19 protein-coding genes and 1 pseudogene are annotated in these 18,522 nt (G+C 40.3%); 15 read left to right on the top strand and 5 right to left on the bottom strand.

Annotated elements, in window-relative coordinates:
• Nucleotides 1-296: 296 nt before the first annotated feature.
• The 3 genes from MKX41_RS12060 to MKX41_RS12050 form a co-directional block, all read right to left on the bottom strand.
• On the bottom strand, nucleotides 297-722 hold the full coding sequence (locus MKX41_RS12060; RefSeq protein WP_340970673.1) for a hypothetical protein: 426 nt from the start codon (nucleotides 720-722) through the stop codon (nucleotides 297-299).
• Nucleotides 723-784: 62 nt separating this feature from the next.
• Nucleotides 785-1,285 (bottom strand): hypothetical protein, encoded by a 501-nt coding sequence (locus MKX41_RS12055; protein WP_339265411.1) that lies wholly within the window; start codon nucleotides 1,283-1,285, stop codon nucleotides 785-787.
• Between the two features lie 1,158 nt (nucleotides 1,286-2,443).
• Nucleotides 2,444-2,686, bottom strand: a complete 243-nt coding sequence (locus MKX41_RS12050) for an LD-carboxypeptidase (protein WP_076300635.1) — start codon at nucleotides 2,684-2,686, stop codon at nucleotides 2,444-2,446.
• A gap of 389 nt (nucleotides 2,687-3,075) precedes the next feature.
• Between MKX41_RS12050 and MKX41_RS12045 the strand changes: the two genes are divergently transcribed.
• From MKX41_RS12045 to MKX41_RS12035, 3 genes are all read left to right on the top strand, one after another.
• Nucleotides 3,076-5,349 (top strand): MFS transporter, encoded by a 2,274-nt coding sequence (locus MKX41_RS12045; RefSeq protein ID WP_340970669.1) that lies wholly within the window; start codon nucleotides 3,076-3,078, stop codon nucleotides 5,347-5,349.
• 15 nt (nucleotides 5,350-5,364) lie between these two features.
• The gene (locus tag MKX41_RS12040) at nucleotides 5,365-5,550 is read left to right on the top strand and encodes a hypothetical protein (RefSeq protein WP_143759563.1); all 186 of its coding nucleotides are present in this window, start codon (nucleotides 5,365-5,367) and stop codon (nucleotides 5,548-5,550) included.
• A gap of 529 nt (nucleotides 5,551-6,079) precedes the next feature.
• Nucleotides 6,080-6,955: an aldose 1-epimerase family protein gene (locus tag MKX41_RS12035; RefSeq protein ID WP_340970667.1), complete on the top strand. Its 876-nt coding sequence runs from the start codon at nucleotides 6,080-6,082 to the stop codon at nucleotides 6,953-6,955.
• A gap of 208 nt (nucleotides 6,956-7,163) precedes the next feature.
• Here the strand turns inward: MKX41_RS12035 and MKX41_RS12030 are convergent.
• A pseudogene (locus MKX41_RS12030) lies at nucleotides 7,164-7,544 on the bottom strand (transposase); the annotation flags it as partial.
• A gap of 283 nt (nucleotides 7,545-7,827) precedes the next feature.
• Here MKX41_RS12030 and MKX41_RS12025 point away from each other — a divergent pair.
• The 3 genes from MKX41_RS12025 to MKX41_RS12015 all read left to right on the top strand — a co-directional run bounded on the left by MKX41_RS12025 (nucleotide 7,828) and on the right by MKX41_RS12015 (nucleotide 9,809).
• A complete protein-coding gene (locus tag MKX41_RS12025) occupies nucleotides 7,828-8,595 on the top strand; it encodes a nucleotidyltransferase domain-containing protein (RefSeq protein ID WP_340970664.1) in 768 nt (255 codons plus the stop codon).
• Nucleotides 8,596-9,237: 642 nt separating this feature from the next.
• Nucleotides 9,238-9,486: a hypothetical protein gene (locus tag MKX41_RS12020; protein WP_340970663.1), complete on the top strand. Its 249-nt coding sequence runs from the start codon at nucleotides 9,238-9,240 to the stop codon at nucleotides 9,484-9,486.
• A 71-nt stretch (nucleotides 9,487-9,557) separates the two neighbouring features.
• On the top strand, nucleotides 9,558-9,809 hold the full coding sequence (locus MKX41_RS12015) for a cold-shock protein (RefSeq protein ID WP_340970662.1): 252 nt from the start codon (nucleotides 9,558-9,560) through the stop codon (nucleotides 9,807-9,809).
• Nucleotides 9,810-9,965: 156 nt separating this feature from the next.
• Here the strand turns inward: MKX41_RS12015 and MKX41_RS12010 are convergent, their stop codons facing one another.
• A complete protein-coding gene (locus MKX41_RS12010; RefSeq protein ID WP_340970660.1) occupies nucleotides 9,966-10,778 on the bottom strand; it encodes a class I SAM-dependent methyltransferase in 813 nt (270 codons plus the stop codon).
• 311 nt (nucleotides 10,779-11,089) lie between these two features.
• Here MKX41_RS12010 and MKX41_RS12005 point away from each other — a divergent pair, with 311 nt between their 5' ends.
• From MKX41_RS12005 to MKX41_RS11965, 9 genes are all read left to right on the top strand, one after another.
• Nucleotides 11,090-11,437, top strand: a complete 348-nt coding sequence (locus MKX41_RS12005; protein ID WP_076287092.1) for a VOC family protein — start codon at nucleotides 11,090-11,092, stop codon at nucleotides 11,435-11,437.
• Between the two features lie 57 nt (nucleotides 11,438-11,494).
• On the top strand, nucleotides 11,495-12,061 hold the full coding sequence (locus MKX41_RS12000) for a MarR family winged helix-turn-helix transcriptional regulator (RefSeq protein ID WP_340970658.1): 567 nt from the start codon (nucleotides 11,495-11,497) through the stop codon (nucleotides 12,059-12,061).
• 108 nt (nucleotides 12,062-12,169) lie between these two features.
• Nucleotides 12,170-12,673, top strand: a complete 504-nt coding sequence (locus MKX41_RS11995; RefSeq protein ID WP_339265383.1) for a hypothetical protein — start codon at nucleotides 12,170-12,172, stop codon at nucleotides 12,671-12,673.
• A gap of 3 nt (nucleotides 12,674-12,676) precedes the next feature.
• Nucleotides 12,677-13,543 carry an SDR family oxidoreductase gene (locus tag MKX41_RS11990; protein ID WP_340970656.1) on the top strand — a complete coding sequence of 289 codons (867 nt, stop codon included), beginning with the start codon at nucleotides 12,677-12,679 and terminating at the stop codon, nucleotides 13,541-13,543.
• A 582-nt stretch (nucleotides 13,544-14,125) separates the two neighbouring features.
• Nucleotides 14,126-14,872, top strand: a complete 747-nt coding sequence (locus tag MKX41_RS11985; protein ID WP_339265380.1) for a class I SAM-dependent DNA methyltransferase — start codon at nucleotides 14,126-14,128, stop codon at nucleotides 14,870-14,872.
• A gap of 173 nt (nucleotides 14,873-15,045) precedes the next feature.
• Nucleotides 15,046-15,663, top strand: a complete 618-nt coding sequence (locus MKX41_RS11980; RefSeq protein WP_340970654.1) for a hypothetical protein — start codon at nucleotides 15,046-15,048, stop codon at nucleotides 15,661-15,663.
• 207 nt (nucleotides 15,664-15,870) lie between these two features.
• A complete protein-coding gene (locus tag MKX41_RS11975) occupies nucleotides 15,871-16,770 on the top strand; it encodes a GNAT family N-acetyltransferase (RefSeq protein ID WP_340970652.1) in 900 nt (299 codons plus the stop codon).
• A gap of 24 nt (nucleotides 16,771-16,794) precedes the next feature.
• The gene (locus MKX41_RS11970) at nucleotides 16,795-17,211 is read left to right on the top strand and encodes a hypothetical protein (RefSeq protein WP_340970651.1); all 417 of its coding nucleotides are present in this window, start codon (nucleotides 16,795-16,797) and stop codon (nucleotides 17,209-17,211) included.
• Nucleotides 17,212-17,388: 177 nt separating this feature from the next.
• A complete protein-coding gene (locus MKX41_RS11965) occupies nucleotides 17,389-18,459 on the top strand; it encodes a CHAP domain-containing protein (RefSeq protein WP_340970649.1) in 1,071 nt (356 codons plus the stop codon).
• Nucleotides 18,460-18,522 lie beyond the last annotated feature (63 nt).

Below are 18,522 nucleotides of genomic sequence, written 5' to 3'. Positions count from 1 at the left end.
GAATTACAAAATAAAAGTGTTAAGCCATCTAACATTGATCTCAATTAAAAAAAACGATGTAAATGCTTGGGCAAAAGAAGGTGTTTCACAATGTATCAAAAAGGGTTCATTGGGTATTCCATTTTCATCAGATTCATTTCAAGATTCCCTTAGTCGTAAAGAGGCTTGACACTCATTTATTCACTTCAAAAAAGAACATTTGTTCGTATTTTATATTATATACGGGACACAGAGATCATCATTCTTCAATGTATCTAAATTTTTTTTAAATGTCCTTTACAATCGGCTCAAAAATACTAACACTGAAAAAATTCAGATCTTCTTAATCCAAAAGTACCTCGATCAATAGAATTAAAAATGTCGCTGGATTGAATCTTTTCATCAAAAGCAAAAACCCATTCCTCGTTACATCTAACTAAAATGTTAAAGTCATTTGATCTCCATATTATACTTTTATTATGATCTAAACAGTAGAGATACATCGGTAGTGCCCCGTTCCAACCCCCTGCTTGTACTGTACAAGTAAACATGACATAATCTTGCTCATTTGTAGCCGGATGAACAGCATTAACCGTAGGGTCTGCTAAAAGACAAAGTAACGTATTGTCGTCTGACTCAATTCTCAAATCTTTATATGTCCAAGTTATTTTTATGGAACCCAGGTTTGCGTCGTTTTGTTCTAAAACTTCTTTAGCTGTTGATTTATTTTTATTAATACTCATGAAGATCTTACCCTCCTTAATTTACGGATGCTAATTTTTAGATGCCCCCGTTGAACACATTCTTACGTTACTACACATCTAGTAAAAACAGCGTTCCTCAGTTGAACACCACAACCACTAATTCGACCAAATATATCACTAGTATCGATCTTCTCATCATAAGTAAATACCCGATCCTCATTACAACTAACCCAAATATTTGTGTCCTTTGTTTGCCATATAGGTTTTTCACGATCAAAAAGAGTGACGGAAAATGGCAATGACCCTTGAAAATTATAGGAACTCAGAAAACAAGACACTGTCACATAATCCGATTCTGCTGTGCTAGGATCCATAGCACGAACCAGAATTCGTTCCAATACTGCTAATAGGAAGTTGTCATCAGAAATGATTTTTATGGTACCAAAATCCCAATCATAAACAGTAACTACCTGGTCCGAGGCTAGATCAAGTCTTCGGGCTATGTCATCTGTAAGATTTATTTTTCTCGCTAGACCGGATTCTATTTCAACACTTATTTTCAAATTACTTCTAGATGTTGGCGAGACTTCTTTTGTATTCATTGGAATTCTCCTCTTGATTTACTAATGACCTTATCATTCCCCTGCAGTAACGTTTGTATGTAGTGAGCTATATAAATGATACATATATCCACTATTTTTAAGAAATGGAAAATATAATAAGGATAGGCACCTGTACATCCATTTTCCATACGTTAGTATATAATATTTTATGAAGGGAAGTTATTGATTAATGAATAAACAACTAAGCGATGATAACAATAAAAATATTTTAGTCCCACTCCCCCCAGTTATACCTCCTCCTCAATGGTTAGTGGACTATTATAATCAATTAATGCGAGTAAATCAGAGTACTCTAGAAGACATTGTAAAAAATTGCAACGGCCCTTACGTACCTTGCTATAACGCCCCACCATACGACAAGACTTGCGAATGCTGTGAATATGGGTGGTCTATTGTAATTACAAGAGACGGATGGCTAGGCCATCTGTATGTCTATCTAGTCGCTATAACTGATGTTCAAAAATTAATTAACAATGTAACTGTCACAGGTCATATATATCCAAACTACAATACTCCTCCGAGTTCTGTACCGAATAATTTGGTTCACATCGGATGCTACTTTCTTATAAACAAAACTTTTTACAAGATTCGCGCATTTTAAAAGGTACACTAAGCTAATTGTCTAACAGCAGGCAGCAGACTTTTTGAATTCCATCGGCCAATCTGGATAGGGACCGAGTAATTTATTCGGCTGCTTTACGTCTCTCCCAAGCAAATACCCAACCTTATGTAATAAAGGTGTCATCAATCATTCATTAAACTAACGGGACACTATAGTTGAACAATCACCAGAACGAGGCTGCCGGTAAGAAACGGCAGCCTCGTTGAGCTAACGGGCAGTGTAAAGCCCAATAGATAGTTGATTTCATAAATTCTAATACTTCGATACATCCACCCCACAAATATCCTAGCTCGGTGGTAAAAACGTCCATCCAGTCTCATTATTATAAAACTGTTGACACTCACCTAGCGTATCTAATTTGCTCCAATCTTTATATCCATTGGTCCATTTCTCAAATGGAGAATATGTATAAGGGAAACGACCTTGAAATAAAATCGCTTCTATATGTTCAGTATATTCGGTTGGAAGGCTTTTTATTTGGGCTAAACCTGCCATAACAGAAGGTCCGTAAAAAGTTACCATACCCATTGGTTTAAGTAAGTTATAAAAGTAGTCGCGTCTGAAAAACCCATGATAAATTCGGTTTTTTTTTGGATTGTCTTTGTATCCAAAAACGGTAGTATTCTAACCGATTCATACCCACCAATTGAAGTGATGATGTCATCTATACTCTCATACTCGAAACATTTATTTATATCATCTGCACGAATTTGTGGATTTTTGTATAAATCATCTGGAGACATTCTTGCGGTTGGCATCTCAATAACTTCTAATCCCAAGTTGTCTTAAAGATTTTTTATACCAAGCTCGTAGATATCTGGGAACAGATAAGGTAGACCATTAGAAAGTGAAATTATCGCTATTTTCGAACCAGACTTAAGTCTTTTGGGTTTTATCATTGCTCTTCCTCCCAATATATTATTTCCTAATGTTACCACGCAACCCTACTTGTAATAAGAACAATCTTAATTCAGCTTAAACATGGATCTGTTTGAAATTGTAAAACTATGTAAAAGAAGAGGGTTTCTAGTATCTACCTCGAATATATGAATGGTCCATCATGAACGGTTGCATCTTGAAACTAGCTTATTTTTCTATACCTTATGCGGTACATTTTGAACAAGCTCTATGGGAAAGAGGTCGTTACATGTCAAGAATAGAATTGAAGCCGACGGGGCGAACCCCACGGTTAATGAACAAATGGAAAAAAATTAGTCCACTTGCCCCAAGATGGAAAGGGGCCTCCATCGTATTGCTCATCATCGCATTATGCTTGTATTTCATCCAAGGATATTTCGTTTTGGGAACGCGCAGTTTGGGCGAATATCTGATCGGAACGTTAGTGATCTTGCTTGTGATTGTGCTCGTAACCGGCGCAATTGCAGGAGTGCTTCATGTTGCCAAGCGAATGCCTTCGCGTTATGTTTGGATTGCTCTCGCTTCGTTTTTTTTGCTGTTCATTAGCTTCATCGGGCCGATACAGTTGATGTTTATCGTCCCATTGTTGATAATTGTCGTATTTTCTATACTAGGAGCCCTCTTATCCCGATTGATAACCGGTAGATACCGAGAGGCAAAGCTTATTTCGAAAGTAACTGCTGGGGTTTTGGCGGCAGTTACGCTAGGATCCATTGGCATTGGCGGGTATTGGCTGCTGAACAACGGCAATGCGGATTTGGCGAAGCCGTACCGCTTAACAGCGATGAAAACTGCGGACCGCTACCCAACGGCGGCGGCGAATCCAGCTGAACAAGGACCGTATAAGGTCAAAACGTTAACTTACGGTAGCGCAAACAGTTATCGGAAGGAATTTAACCAGAATGGGTCGCTCGTGACAAAACAGGTGAACGGATCGGCTTTTGTGGAAAAGTGGTCATCTAATCGTACAAATACGTTTGGTTTCGGACCGGATCAAATGCCGCTGAATGGATTGGTCTGGTATCCTGATGGCGAAGGACCGTTTCCGTTAATCGTCACCGTTCATGGCAACGCCAACTCAACCGATTATTCGGACCCGGGATATGAATATTTGGGTAAGCTGTTGGCGAGTCGCGGGTATATTTTTGTATCCATAGACGAAAATTTTCTCAATACATCCCTTTACGATGATTTGTTTACACTCAACCTGTTGGAGAAAGAAAACCCAGCCCGGGGATGGTTGATGTTGGAGCATCTGAAAGTGTGGAACGAGTGGAATAAGACGAAGGATAATCCGTTTTTCGGTAAAGCGGACATGAGCCAGATCGCTCTGATCGGCCACTCTCGCGGCGGTGAGGCGGTAACGGTCGCAGCGGCATATAACAAACTGCCGGCCTCCCCGGAAAACGGCAACATCAAATTCGACTACAACTTTGGTATCCGTTCCATCATTTCGATTGCGGGTACTGACGGGCAATACAAGCCTGCGGGACACCTGACTCCGTTAAAGGATTTGAACTATTTGACTTTGCAAGGCGCACACGACATGGACGTCAGCACATATTCCGGCGCGAGCCAATACAGTCGGATCGGCTTTTCAAACGGTAGTGATTATTTTAAAGCATCGGTATACATTTATGGTGCGAATCACGGCCAATTCAACACCGTCTGGGGAAGAAACGACAATGTAGGGCTTGGCAATAAACTGTTCAACACCGCTCAACTGATACCGCAGGAGGAGCAGCTACAAGCAGCAAAGGTGCTCATATCGTCCTTCCTAGATACGACATTGAAAGGGAAAGGAGAATATCGGTCCATGTTCCAGGATATTGGTTATGCCCGAGAGTGGCTGCCGGACACCATGTATATCAGCAACTATATGGACTCGAATACAAAGCTCATTAGTAGCTTTGACGAAGACATCGATCTGAGTACGTCGACATTGGCTGGAGGAAGGCTGAACGGGGAGCATCTGAAGCAGTGGAAAGAGGAAAAAGTGGAGATGAAATTTGCCCCCGACTTGTACAGTGCAGTGCGTCTGGGGTGGGACAGTACTGCGACACCTGGCGTTCCCTCTTACACGGTTGTTTTGCCAAATGACAGTCTCGATATACGAGAAACGAGCTCCATCGTTTTTTCGATGGCTGACTGGAATGACGAGAAAGCAAATCGTGACAAGGATGTCCTCGTAGATTTGACCATTAATGTGGAGGACAAAGAAGGCAACGTGGCGTCCCTCCCTCTTAGCAGCGAAGCTTATTTACTACCGATGTTCGAAGGCAACATCATAAAATGGCCTTTCACGACTTTGCAACCGACGAAGGAGCCGGTGTTCCAAAACTTTGCGTTCCACCTTGCCGATTTAAAAAGGGCCAACCCGAATTTCCAACCTGAGCAATTGAGCAAAATCGGTTTTGTATTTGATAAAACGAAAAAGGGCACGGTACTGATCGGTAATATCGGCATCCAAAATGAATATGTTACAGGAGGTAATACGCCTTAATACAGGAAGTTAGACTTGAACAAGTTGGTGACAAGGGCAAAGGTGCTGGAGACCATCGTATCTCAAGAACAGGAAAACACATTTATCTATATCAAAACAGCCCGATCATTTGGTGACCGGGCTGTTCTGATTTTGCAACCACACTGTGTCTATACCAGTGTAAACGCGATAAGATTCTTACCCCTCTTCAAAACGTTGTGAGAGGCCTCATCGCTAATATGGAATAAGCTTTATGTGCTACAAGTTTATTTATTCTGCAAATTAATTTTTAATACATCCCCCTTAGCACCACCAAAAACGATCATCCCACCTTTAGGCAGTACTACTGAATGATTGCTCGTTGCCTTTGAAAAGTTCACAACCATTCCCTCCGCGTCATAAACGACAAATCCCCCAATTAATAAATACACTCCATTCAATTTTGTTGTGAAGGATGTAGAAGAAGTGAGGGCTAGACTCGAGAAAAATGGAGTAGCCGTTTCAGAGGTAAGGAACGGTGAACCTAAACGTTTTGATCTTACTGATAATAACGGAAATATGATCAGTGTCATTCAATTGTAATTCAAAATAGAGTTCGAGGTTATTTTTTGTTATTGAACTAACGGGACACGATAGCCCAATAAGCACGAAGAAACGGCAGCTGATGAATTGGCTGTCTTTTTCTCAACTCCCTCAAGAACTTTGATATAATATGGGTATCTGGACTATAAGTATGAAAGGGAGTACAACAATGAATAAAATTTTGCGCAGCAGCTCGGCGGAAGCTGAGATTAATACCCTTGGGGCGGAACTGATCAGCTTCAGAAAGCTGGATCCGGAAGCTGAATACATCTGGAGCGGTGACGCCACGTATTGGACAGGCCGTTCTCCGGTGCTGTTTCCCATTATTGGTGCGGCCCGGAACGGAGAGGTTAAGGTGGACTGCAAAGCCTATAAGATCGGCAATCACGGATTCGCCAGACGCAGCGAATTTACGCTGGTCCAAGAAAGCGACACCCACGCGGTTTACCGCCTCTCTTATGATGAGAAAACCCTGGCCAGTTATCCTTTTAAATTCAACCTATATATTACATATAAACTGAATGCAAGCACACTGGAACTTAGTTACCGGGTGGAAAATAGCGATGAACAGGATATCTTCTTCCAGCTCGGAACCCACCCGGCGTTCAATTGTCCGCTTGATGACAACGGTAGCCTGAACGATTACTATCTGGAGTTCGCTGAATCGGAAAACCTTGAAAGGTTGTTCTTGAATTCGGACGGCCTGCTGATCAGCGGCAAATCGGAGCCCGTTCTGAAACAAGAGACCATCCTGCCTTTATCCCATGAAATGTTCGCCGAAGGCGCATTGATTTTCCGAAATGTGAGCTCTCGGCAGATTTCGCTTAGAAGCAAGCACTCCTCCAAAAGCGTAGTTGTCAGCTATAAGGGTTTTCCCGACCTCGGCATTTGGCAGCCTTTGAACGCTCCCTTCATATGCATCGAGCCTTGGCAAGGAGTAGCGGATATGGACGTCTTCGAAGGTGAACTTCAAGCTAAAGAGGGAATAATCACCCTGGAGCCGGGGGCGAATTTCACAAGCTCCCTGACCATAGAAATCAACTGACGATCCGAAGGGATCTGCAGGGTTCTCAACTGGTTAAGCTCGGCTCCATACCATTGCAAAAAGCATCAATCTATTGGAGAGGGCACTGAAGAACTTACGTTTTTCTTAAGGAGTATGTATAAACTTCAAAAAAGAAGACATTCAACCCCATTTTTAGGAAGAATGTCTTCTTTTTTAGCTCTATTTTATTCAATTTATCCCTATGTTTTCAATCTGTTAACTTCAATATCCGCTTTAAGTTCACGGCGAATATCGTCATCGCACCTTGTAATTCCATACCAATCAGACCCGAGGATGTAGCTACATCATACCCGTGCCCATGTTTAAGTTCGCTATTCTTCGCTTCAATTTTGTAGCGTTCCTTAGATTTTTCTTTAAAGTACTCTGTTTCCTGGAACGCAATCTGTTCCGAATGTTCTTCAGATTTAATCGTTACAGAGTAGGTTTTGCTCTTCGATCCTTCTTTATAACAACCCTCTTTAAACGGACAACGCTTGCACTGTTCCACGTTAAAATAATAGGTGTCTGCTTGGTTTTTGTCGATGCCTTTCTTGCCCTGTCGAGCCTTCCAAATAGCCATATGACCGGCTAGTTTCATCAGTTTCGCTCGTTAAAATCAAGGCCGTCGAAGTGAAGTGGTGTTTTATTACTCCTTTATATCGAAGTAAGGAGCATTCAAGATAATTAGGGAGCAGACTGCCACGGGTGGCCTGTTCTCTTTTTTATTGAAGTAGGCGTCAAATCGTGGATGCCGTTGAGCTAACGGGCAGGATAGTTGAATGATTTCGCGAATAACTTAAGTCATGACGAATTTACGAAGTTCGCAAAAAAGACGTTAGCCGAAAGAAGTTCTTAGTTTAGGAGGAGTCTATATGATATTAGAAAAAGTTATAAATAGAATTGTAATACAAAGTGAATATAAGGATTTTGTTGATAAGTATATAGAAAATATACTTACCGAATTTAAAGGTAAGATTCATAGCATTTATATGTGTGGCTCGATTCCAAAAGGAACTGCTAAACCTTTTAAGTCAGATGCAGACTTTACTATTGTATGTGTAAATCCCAAAGATATTGATTACGAAAGATTGTCAAATATTAAAGAAAGGCTTTTGGAAGAATATCCAGTAGTAACTAAGATTGATACGATAATTTGCTCGATTGACGATGTATTAAGTAAACCAAATGAGTGGGGTTTTTGGGTAAAGATAATTTGTGTTTGCATATATGGTCATGACGTTGGTGAAAAAGTACCACCGATAATTATTTCTCCAGAGTTCATTTTAGACTTAAATACAGAGACCAAGGAGGAAGTAGATCGTATACATAGTTTACTTTCTAATGCTAATGATAACACAATGAAAGCTAGATATATTAAAGGTTACTCTAAGAGATTAATTCGTGCATTATACTCTTTGGTTTTAGAAGATACAGGTGTATGGCAAGATGACATTATTAAGATGAAGAATGCCATATTAAACTATTGTGAGATTGACTCCGCTTTAGTTGATTATCTGTATGCTTGTTACTTGGATAGTAATGTACTTGTTGAAGAGTTTCTGGGAATTGCAGATGAAGTATATAGCTATTTTGAGAACGCCTTAAATGCAATGGCTGCTTCCAGAACTTCCTTCGGCTAACACCATATTGACGCTCCGGGTCACTCTCAGAAGCGAGTGACCACATCCAGCCCCCTAAGCCCGTCGGGACGTCACTGCATTAGGTGTTCGGCAAGCCTTACAACTATAAGCAGCGACTCTAATTAAAACATAAGACTATTGAACTAACGGAGAACTTTAGTTGAATGATACACATTAATGAGCAGGCGCTACGGTAGCCTGAAATGAAAAGACAGGTTTGATTTTGGATTAAGGATGGTATCCAGCTATGCGTTCAGAGGGTGCGTATACATTGCATTTAGTGAAAATAGGTGATGAAGAAACTGGACCCGAATATTGGGCTAACCAATATTGTTCCCGCAAAATTAACGACATAACAAATATAATCCATGAAGTTCTCAATAAAGAGCAATATGATTCGTCCGAAGCAAAGTAAATCATTAAGCTAACGAAGAACGATAGTAGAATAGCGGCTGCTTCGGCAACCGTTTTTTATTGTTCAACTAGTCGGCAGAATACTTTCAATTTGTGGCGCTATAGCGTCACATTATTAGCATTAGGTTATGTAATGATATTCTGATACCCAGAAAATTGAAACAATGTGGTAAAGTGGGATCGTGGGAGAAGTACTCAATAAAAAATAGAGGAGGAGACAAATATTTCATGGGCAACGACTTTTACAGAAAACTAGGTGCATCCTTTCTAAATTCCGCTGGAGTAATCTATGCAATCGAACGAGTAGGCTCTTTGATAGCTCGCAGCCATGAAATTGCAGCGTTGTACGAAGCAAACATGTTCAATGCCCTACCTGAAACTCATATTACAAGCTTCTTCGATAATATCTTTGTGCCAATCCTTGCGTTCCTCGGTATGATACTTTTTGTATATGGGTTTCCGAAAAAAATCAAATGAGATAACTCATTCAACGCGATGTGAGCACATAATGAGTTGTACCATAAAGTTACAGTGGAGGTGCTTAGGTGGTGGAAAGAAGATGGGGTATTGTCAAATGGTACAAAGAAGATAAAGGTTACGGACGGATAATGCTAGACGGGCAGGAAGGTAACCATGTTTTTGTACACTTCAGCGAAATACTACCAGACCCTATTAGGTTACCGAACGGCTTTCGGTTCCTTAAAGAGGGTCAAAAAGTTGAATTCGACCTATTCGAGTTTCCGAATATAGTTGATTCTCAGCGTAGGACAGCTAAAAATGTGCAAATATTAGAGGAATGAAGGAATCGAGACTTACTTGATGAATGTATGGACTTTCGGGAATCATAATTAAGCTAACAGGAGACGATAGTTCAATAAACGCGATAAGGCAGCCAATCAGTCAACATGATCGGCTGCCTTTGTTCAATTAGCGGGCATTTATCTTCAACTACTAAATTACAGTTTTCTTGCTTTGATTACGAAAGTTACAGGAAGCATCTTTGCTTTTTTTGCAAAATCGTCGTTATCGTCCCGCATTTGAATAATTTCATCATCAGATTGCTCAATCATTTCTTCAATAACAAATCCCGCTTTTGAGAGCGCATTCACATAGGTTGATAGTTTACGGTCAGCTAATGTTAGCGTACTTTCGTCAAGAGTTACCGAATACCAAGATTCATCGAAGTAACATTTTTTAAAAACAAGCATATCATTTTCTGCAACAACACATTTGTGTATAGGGTGAGACCAACTGAAAATAAATACGCCGTCTTTTTTTAGGTAAGAAGCAATCCTGCTAAAAGTACCCTCAAGATCGGTTGTCCAGCCTATAGCATAAATCGAATAAACAAAGTCAAAATAATCCTCAGGTAGGCCACATTTTTCTTCCATGGGAGAACAGATTAATTTTGCTGAAAGTCCGTGATCTGACAAATATTCTCTTGTTTTTTCGATTTGGTTTTCTGATATATCCATACCCCATAGTTCAGATGCTTTACGTTCCCCGAGATATTGCAAGGATTGACCGCTTCCACAGCCTATCTCCAACATCTTTTTTCCTGAAATATCGCCAAAAAGCTGGCATTTTTCTTCTGAGACGAATGCTCCATATAAAGGAAGTGCGGTTGCTCCTAAAATATCATTTCCTTTTGTATCCCAAAATAAGCTGTTAGTTTCATGAATAACATTCTTGTCCATATCGACCGAGATTGCGCTACCAACCTCGCCAGCGCCTATAATATTTGTTCTATAAACAGAATTCTTGTCCATGCCAGTACCATCCCCCAATATAAAAATATTAGTCTAAATGTATATCCTGACTTGCGCGCTATTGATTCCAAAATAATGTACCATTTTTCTATGAATACATCCACCTAAAATCTTCCATACTGCATCCATTGGATCTAGTAGACTCATTGCGCTAACGGGACACGATAGTGGAATAGCGGTTGCTACGGCAGTAGTTTTTTATTTGTTCAATTAATGGGCAAGATAGTTGAAAAAGGAACTTAATTTTAAATCTCGAATATTTATTGAGAACGGATAGCTAAAAAATTGATGACAGACAGGAGATAAATACGATGATCAAAGGTTTCGGAGGAATCTTTTGGAGAACTAAGAATCTTGAAGTTATAAAAAAATGGTACAGTGAGGTCTTGAAGATTGAAATAGATCATTGGAATGGGACTGTGATAAAGCCCCAATCAGGAAATGAGACTATCTTTTCTTTCTTTACCGAGGATGACAGTTATTTTCCAACAGAACAACAAGTGATGTTAAATTTCCAAGTACATAATCTAGACGAGACTATTAAGCATCTTGAGCATATTGGTATACCACTTGCAAAGAAAAAAGAAATTAGTGAATTTGGAAAGTTTGTTTGGATTGAAGATCCTGAAGGTCGACTGATCGAGCTTTGGGAGAAATAACGAGTTGTGTAATAAAAATGAGTTGACACAAAAGTAGTTAGGGACCATACTACATATATGAACAACAATAATGAAAAAATAAATGACATTGAGGCTATTCCCTCGCTTGTACAATCCAAGCGTCAGATTGATCGCTATAACCTAGACATAGACGCACAGGCTATACTCGTCGCGTCTAGGCTAATGGCAGCGGGAGCCATGCTTGGACACGCCTCAGAGATTCATTTCTCTAGATTCGGTTTATCAACAGGGCGTTATCGTTTATTGGCAGATCTTGAAGATAACGAAGGAGAAGAGTTGCCTTCGCAATTAGCGGAGCATCTAGGCGTTACACGTGCTACAGTGACTGGTCTTATCGACATTCTTGAACGAGATGGGCTAGTGTCTCGGCGATCAAGCTCAGACGATGGCCGTCAGAAATCAGTCGTCTTAACGGAAGAAGGAGCGAAGAAGCTCCGTGAAATGGCTCCTGAGCATTTCGCTCGGTTGGAAGCAATGGTGGGCTTGCTCAACATCGAAGAACGCAGCGTATTTCTCGACTTGCTAGGTCGAGTTACACAAGGCATCTCAGCACTTACGGGCGAATTAGGCTCGAAACCAAAGGGAAACATCAGTAATGAGTAGAATGGGCTAGTGAAGCTAGCCTATTTTTACTCTTATATAGTTAGGCACCTAATTATATCTAGCTGAACGCAATCATTGAACTACTTCAAAGAAGAAAGGAGCAAGTAAATGAACCAGATGAAATACTCGAATCAGACAGATGATGTTTACGGCATCAAGGCTGCTGGTTCCAAGAAAAAGACTTTTGTACTATGGCGTGAAGTTGTAATGGCCTATGCTGCTCCTGCCATTATGGCAGGTATCGGGGGATTGGTTACTGCAGATAGGGGGCTTCAAATAGCGGCATTGACCACAATTGGCGGTGCATCGGCCTTGATGGCCTTGATGATTGGGCTATTGTTGCACAGCCGAGTGGGCCATTTGCGATGGGTCGTCGGTGCACCTCACTTGGTTGTGGTAGGGGTATTCGCAATGGCCGGGTCCTCATTTGGACTATACGCTGCATGGGTGACATCTGTTGTAGTAGAAATTATGATTCCGAGTAATCACTTGGCCTGGGTAAATCGTGTATGGATCGATTTCCCGTTGTCTGGATTCATAGCAAGCACGATAGTGACATGGCGGTGGCGACTTGCCGTCACAACTAATTTTTCATCTAAAAGGAGAAGATAAAAAATGATAGTTATTATGGGAGCAACAGGTACGATAGGTAGTGCGCTTTTGGAACGTTTGGTTGATCTTGGCGTACCTGTCAGGGCGCTAAGCAGAGAGCCAGAGAAGTTACGTGATCAGATCGGAGAAAAAGGCCGATCAATTATCGAGGTCGCAAGGGTGGATGCTTCCGATCCCGAATCACTGCGCCGCGTGTTTACAGGTGCTAGCCAGCTCTTCCTTGCCATGTCCAACAGTCCAAGACAAATCGAATTAGAAACCTCAATCATTCAGATTGCCGCCGAATCTGGAATCAAACACATCGTAAAAATATCCAGTCCAGCCTTTGAGCAGAGCTCTCCAGTAGCAGTGGCGGGCTGGCATCAAGAAATTGAGAAAACGCTCAGGGAGTCGGGTCTCACTCACACCGTGTTGCGCCCTTATGCGTTCATGCAAAACTTAATGAACTTTGCACCAACGATCACAACCCAAAATGTTTTCTTCGGCTCTATGGGTGATTCACCGTGTAACTTCATTGACTGTCGCGATATTGCAGACGTTGCCGCAGAAGTTCTGACCAACCACGAGGTATCAGGCCATATATATACGCTTACTGGTTCGGAGATTTTCAGTTATCCCCAGATCGCGAGTCGACTATCTGCTCTGCTTAATCGGCCGATAAGTTACAACAACATGGAACCCCAAGTACTACTCCGCAATCTTATCGATCACGGGAATATGCCTCCTTGGCTCGCGAACCATGTTGTGGAAATTCAAACCATGTCTAGGATGGTGCCAGAAAGTCCAAATGACACTGTGAAGCGCTTGCTCGGCAGAGAGCCACGCACACTAGACGCCTTTCTACATGAGTGTGCAGAAAATTTCCGGTAGAGGCGGAGGCCACCTATTCTGATATTTCTGTTGTTAGCAGTATTTTATTCCGATTTAAGATAAGTCATTGAGCTTAAAGAGAACGTTAGTGGAGGAGCTTCCTATATGGTAGCTCTTCTTTATCATTTAAGCTAACAGCAGGTTAACGGAATGGGACCGCAGTCGAAAAAATTTTGCGTCATTTGGCCCGGTTATTGTTCCGACACGGTGTCTGCGAACCAGTTTCGGCTTGAAGATGGGAACGAGATTTCGTTTACACGGTCACCTGTAACGAATAAAGAAAGATGCTATGCCGAATACGAAAAAAAGACGACCATTTTGTTGGTCGGCCACTAATTATTCTATTGCGGTCAGGATAAAGTAGTGATTATCGACTTAAAAAGTAGTTATGTAAGGTTCGATAAAAATTGATTATAACTATGAATTACCAAATGGTTTATCGAATAAATAGTAAAATATTACTGTTAAGTACGAGGGTTATCAAGAGGACTTTTATTTTGATTATCCTTTTTGGGTCAATATAAGTACTTTCCTAATGAAAATTATTTTTTCTCTAATGTAACATTGAAATGAAAGAGGGGGATGGCGTTGATTGAACATAGCAATCTTGAAGAATATCTGGATCCGGTAAATTATGATCTTGAATTTGACGGTGAAATGGACAAATATCAGTTCTATCTTGAGCTTGCAAGATCGAGTCCTGGCGAAGTGTTAGAACTTGCTTGTGGTACAGGCTTAACAACGATACCCCTGTCAAAAGCCGGTATAACGATGACCGGCGTAGATATCTCTTCTGTGATGCTCGCGTATGCGCGGCTGAAGGCGGAAGGGTTGACTGTTACTTTTATGGAAGGCGATGCCCGTACCTTCGAATCGGACAAGCGATTTTCGATGATTTATTTGACTGGCAATGCATTTCAGGCATTCTTAAGTGATCAAGATCAAATCGATTTGCTTACTACCGTTCACAAACATTTACAACCCCATGGAATCTTTGCATTCGAGACCCGTAATCCGGAGGGAACTGATTTATCCGATCAAGAGGAGACAGAATGGGGATCATTTATTGATAAGGATGGGCAAAACGTAAAGGTATCAGGCACACAATATTACGATATTAGCCAGCATATCATGCATTGGGTCACGATGCGTGATTGGGGAGATAAACGAACGACTTCCCGAATTGCTTGTCGATTCACAGATCAGGCTACGCTGCAATCTTTATTAATCCGTCACGGATTTCGCGTCGAACATCAATATGCTGACTGGGATAAAACGCCGTTCTCGCCGTCATCTTCATCTATTATTAGCGTCTGTAGAAAATGTTAGGAGAGACGTAATTCATTTCAATAGGAAAACTCCCCTCAGGTCGAGGGGAGTTTTGGTGATCCTAAGCAGATTCCCATTTAAAGTCCGGCTTTAATCAACAAGACGGCAAGATAGCGTAATAGCCTGTCTGAAAATATGGTACAATTTGTAACACTAAAGCGAGGTGAGAGAATTTGAGAAATATTGTTGAGGACTCACAGTTTCTCAGTGAAAGAGCTGAGATGATGTACTATTTTCAAGATGAATTTTACATCTCTGAGAAAACTGAAATTATTTATTCAACTTCAGGAAAGTTCAAACTAGAGATCCATCACTATAATCATGTAGAAGGTATTTACAGATATAATTACACAAAAGGGATTGTTACGGATAGTGAGCATAAAATCATCGATATAATATATAGAAATTATGCCCCATTCTTATTCAGTTGGGTGGTGGTAAATGGCACAGAATATCTGTTGTGTGGGTTAGATTATCAGGGGTATTCAATTGTTAATTTATCAAATAAAGAAACCAATCATTATGTTCCGGAAGAGGCTTATAAAGGGCATGGATTTTGCTGGGGGGAAATAATATATTTTCAACAAAAAAAACTAATAGTGATTGATGGATGCTATTGGGCATGCCCCTATGAACTTGTTTTTTATGATTTTTCTAATCCTATGAATGTACCATATAATGAATTATTCCGTGTGGATGTTGATAGCGTATTAAATTGGGATAGTTGGAAAGATTCCTGTAGGGTTATATATCTTGATAATGAAAACAACGAGACAGAATTTGTATTTTAGAAACTAAGCTAACGGAGAACGATAGTGAAATAGCGGTTGCTTCGGCAGCCGTTTTATTTGTTCAACTAATCGGGTAGTATAGAGAAACCTATTTTTGTAAATTATGGTCTGATTATTATAGAGTACGTATTAGCTCCAGTCCTAAGGATTAAGTAGGATTTATGAAAATTACAGCAAAACTAAACTTATGATCAAAGGTGAATGCAGATGGAACAACTGAAAATTGAACCCTATAAACCCGAAAGGGACGAAGCTTCAATCACAGCCATGTTGTGTGAAAATGAACAATTTAATGTGTTTCAACAGAGTAACAAAATGCTCTCAGACGGTATATTTGTTGCTCGTTACAACGACTTAACGGTAGGTTTTCTCTCTTTTGATGGTTTTAAGAGAAGAGCGTTGACGACGATATTTGTTAACGAAGAATATAGAAGAATGGGTATCGGTGCCACACTTATGGAAAAGACGGATAAAATACTTTCTCAAAACGTAGCAGTAGAACGTTCGATAGGTTTCTGTATAGATGGCGACCGTTGTTCTCAGCAATTTTTATATAAGCATGGTTATTACATAAGTTATTCATCCTTTATCATGGAGCGTGAAGGTGTACTTCTTCCTGAAACTAATATTACTGTAAGGCAATACGAAGATGATGATTATGTAATATGCCATAACATTTGTGAAATAGCTTTTTACGAAATGCATGAACGCGTGGGTATTCTTCCGTCTTACTATTATCCTCCTAATGAAACGGAGCGGATGAGATTCGCCGAAGATAGAAGCAATAGATTCGTGATGCTTATTGATGGTGAAATAGCAGCAGTCGGAATTATTGACGGGGTTGAACTGAGTCATGTGTCTGTTCGTCTAGATCTTCAATCACTAGGATACGGAAGAGCTTTTATTTCATTTCTTGTAAATGAAATTGTACGAAGGGGTGGGGAAATCGTGACGCTCGGGGTTGTGAAAGGCAATCCTGCAATAAAATTGTATAAGAGTCTTGGTTTCAAAGCAAAGTCATTAAACCATTGGGTAACAAAATATTATAAGCCGGACACTCGATTGAGCAGACCACCTAGCGATATATATCCTCAAATGACTCGTTGAGCTAACGGTAATGTTGTCTTTTTTATGAATCAGAAAAAGGATAGCAGAAATCAAGAATTGAAATATGAATTATTGAATGCTAACATTCACCGAGATCTTGCTCAACTTGAAGCAACTATACAGTATCAACAAGATCATAATTGGAATTATGAAACTCTTGTTACACAGAAACTAGATGATGCAATCGATTCAATCATCTTACACAGTGGAATGGAAAGAGATAAGGATAAGGAAGATATCCTTATGAAAATGTACGATTACATGAACGAGTTCAAGGTTGGTGACGAGATTTTAGATGTAAACCTAAATGATAAGCAACGCGCCGATTACATCTATTTAGGTGAGAAGCTTCGATCTAACGGGTGGACGTTTAATGTAGGATATGATACAAGCTGGGAGACCTTTGCATCTAAAGTAAAGGAGTTGGTAACGGAGTCATAGATGTCACAAGTCTGTACTGGATTGCACGGATACGGATTAACTAGTACAGCAAGACTCACATGGATCTATACAAACATTTTAAAAAACTTACTTGAACTAATGGGAAACGATAGTTTTATGAATACAGAGAGGCTACGGACATAAGCCTGCGTTAGTTCGGGGATTGGGGAATTAATTATGATATGTGAGAAGAAATCTAAGCGTCTTGGAATTGTTCGATCCCTTGTTTATGAAATGCAGAGCAGCTTCAAGAATCAGAAAGCTTGGGCTCATCTTTCAGGAGTGTCTACCTTCGCTTCGATGCTCGCTATGAGAAGAGGACAAGATTCGGAAATCGCTGCGATCGCGGGGGTGCTACACGATTTTTATTTCTATAAAACTGGAATAAATACCTTTCCTGGTCACAATAGCGCAGACGCGATAAGACCTATAATACGTAGCACTCAAATCTTTACCGACGAAGAGATCTCAGTAATTCTTAGATCAATCTTTTATCAAGAAGATAGACATCAAGTTCATGGACCAGATGAGGAAGTTATTAAAGACGCTATTTTATTGCAGATGTACTTTCAAAATACAGGAAATCATTTGCTTAAGTCGGATATACATAGACTACAAAATGTATTTATTGAATTAGGGATTCCGGAGGGAAATGAAGATACAGAATTTAACGTAGATGTGGAAGTATTAAATAGAGAAACTAAAGACAGACGACTTATGCTGGCTGATTTTGCGGAAAATCTCGCAGAGCAAAACATAATCGGGGTACCGGAAGATGAACGTTATCGGGAAATTTGCAAGTATTGGCCGGACTCTGATATCTATAAAGTACTAGAAGGTAACTGGTGTGCTGCATTTGTATACTACTGCTGTATGCAGGTTGGAATACTTCTTCCAATTCGATATCCTAACCGAATGTATCGTCTAGCTGGGGTTGGTGCGTGGTTGGATTGGGCTCAGCTGCACGAAACTAGATTTTTCTATGACGCTAAACAAGAAGAATTTATTCCGGCACGTGATGATATTGTTATTTTCGATAAGCTTCTCTCCGATAATTCTCACGATCATATCGGAATTGTTTTAGCTTGTGAAGACAATGAAATTTTGATTGCTGAAGGTAATAAAGACAATAAAAACTACTCTAGTGTCTCATTCAGGGGTAGAGATCATTGTATACTCGGATATGTCCGAATAGATAACGGCTACCGTTATCATTTCAATGGAGAGTATGTACCCTTTGGTTATTGATTTCGAGCAGTTATTACGCTAACGGATAGGATAGTTTAATAAGAGTTATGTTGAGTTTTTTTC

This window comes from Paenibacillus sp. FSL R5-0475 (genome assembly GCF_038004585.1).
Taxonomy (GTDB): Bacteria; Bacillota; Bacilli; order Paenibacillales; family Paenibacillaceae; genus Paenibacillus_AQ.
Note: the sequence above shows the minus strand (reverse complement) of the source record. Positions and strands in the feature narration are given on the sequence as shown.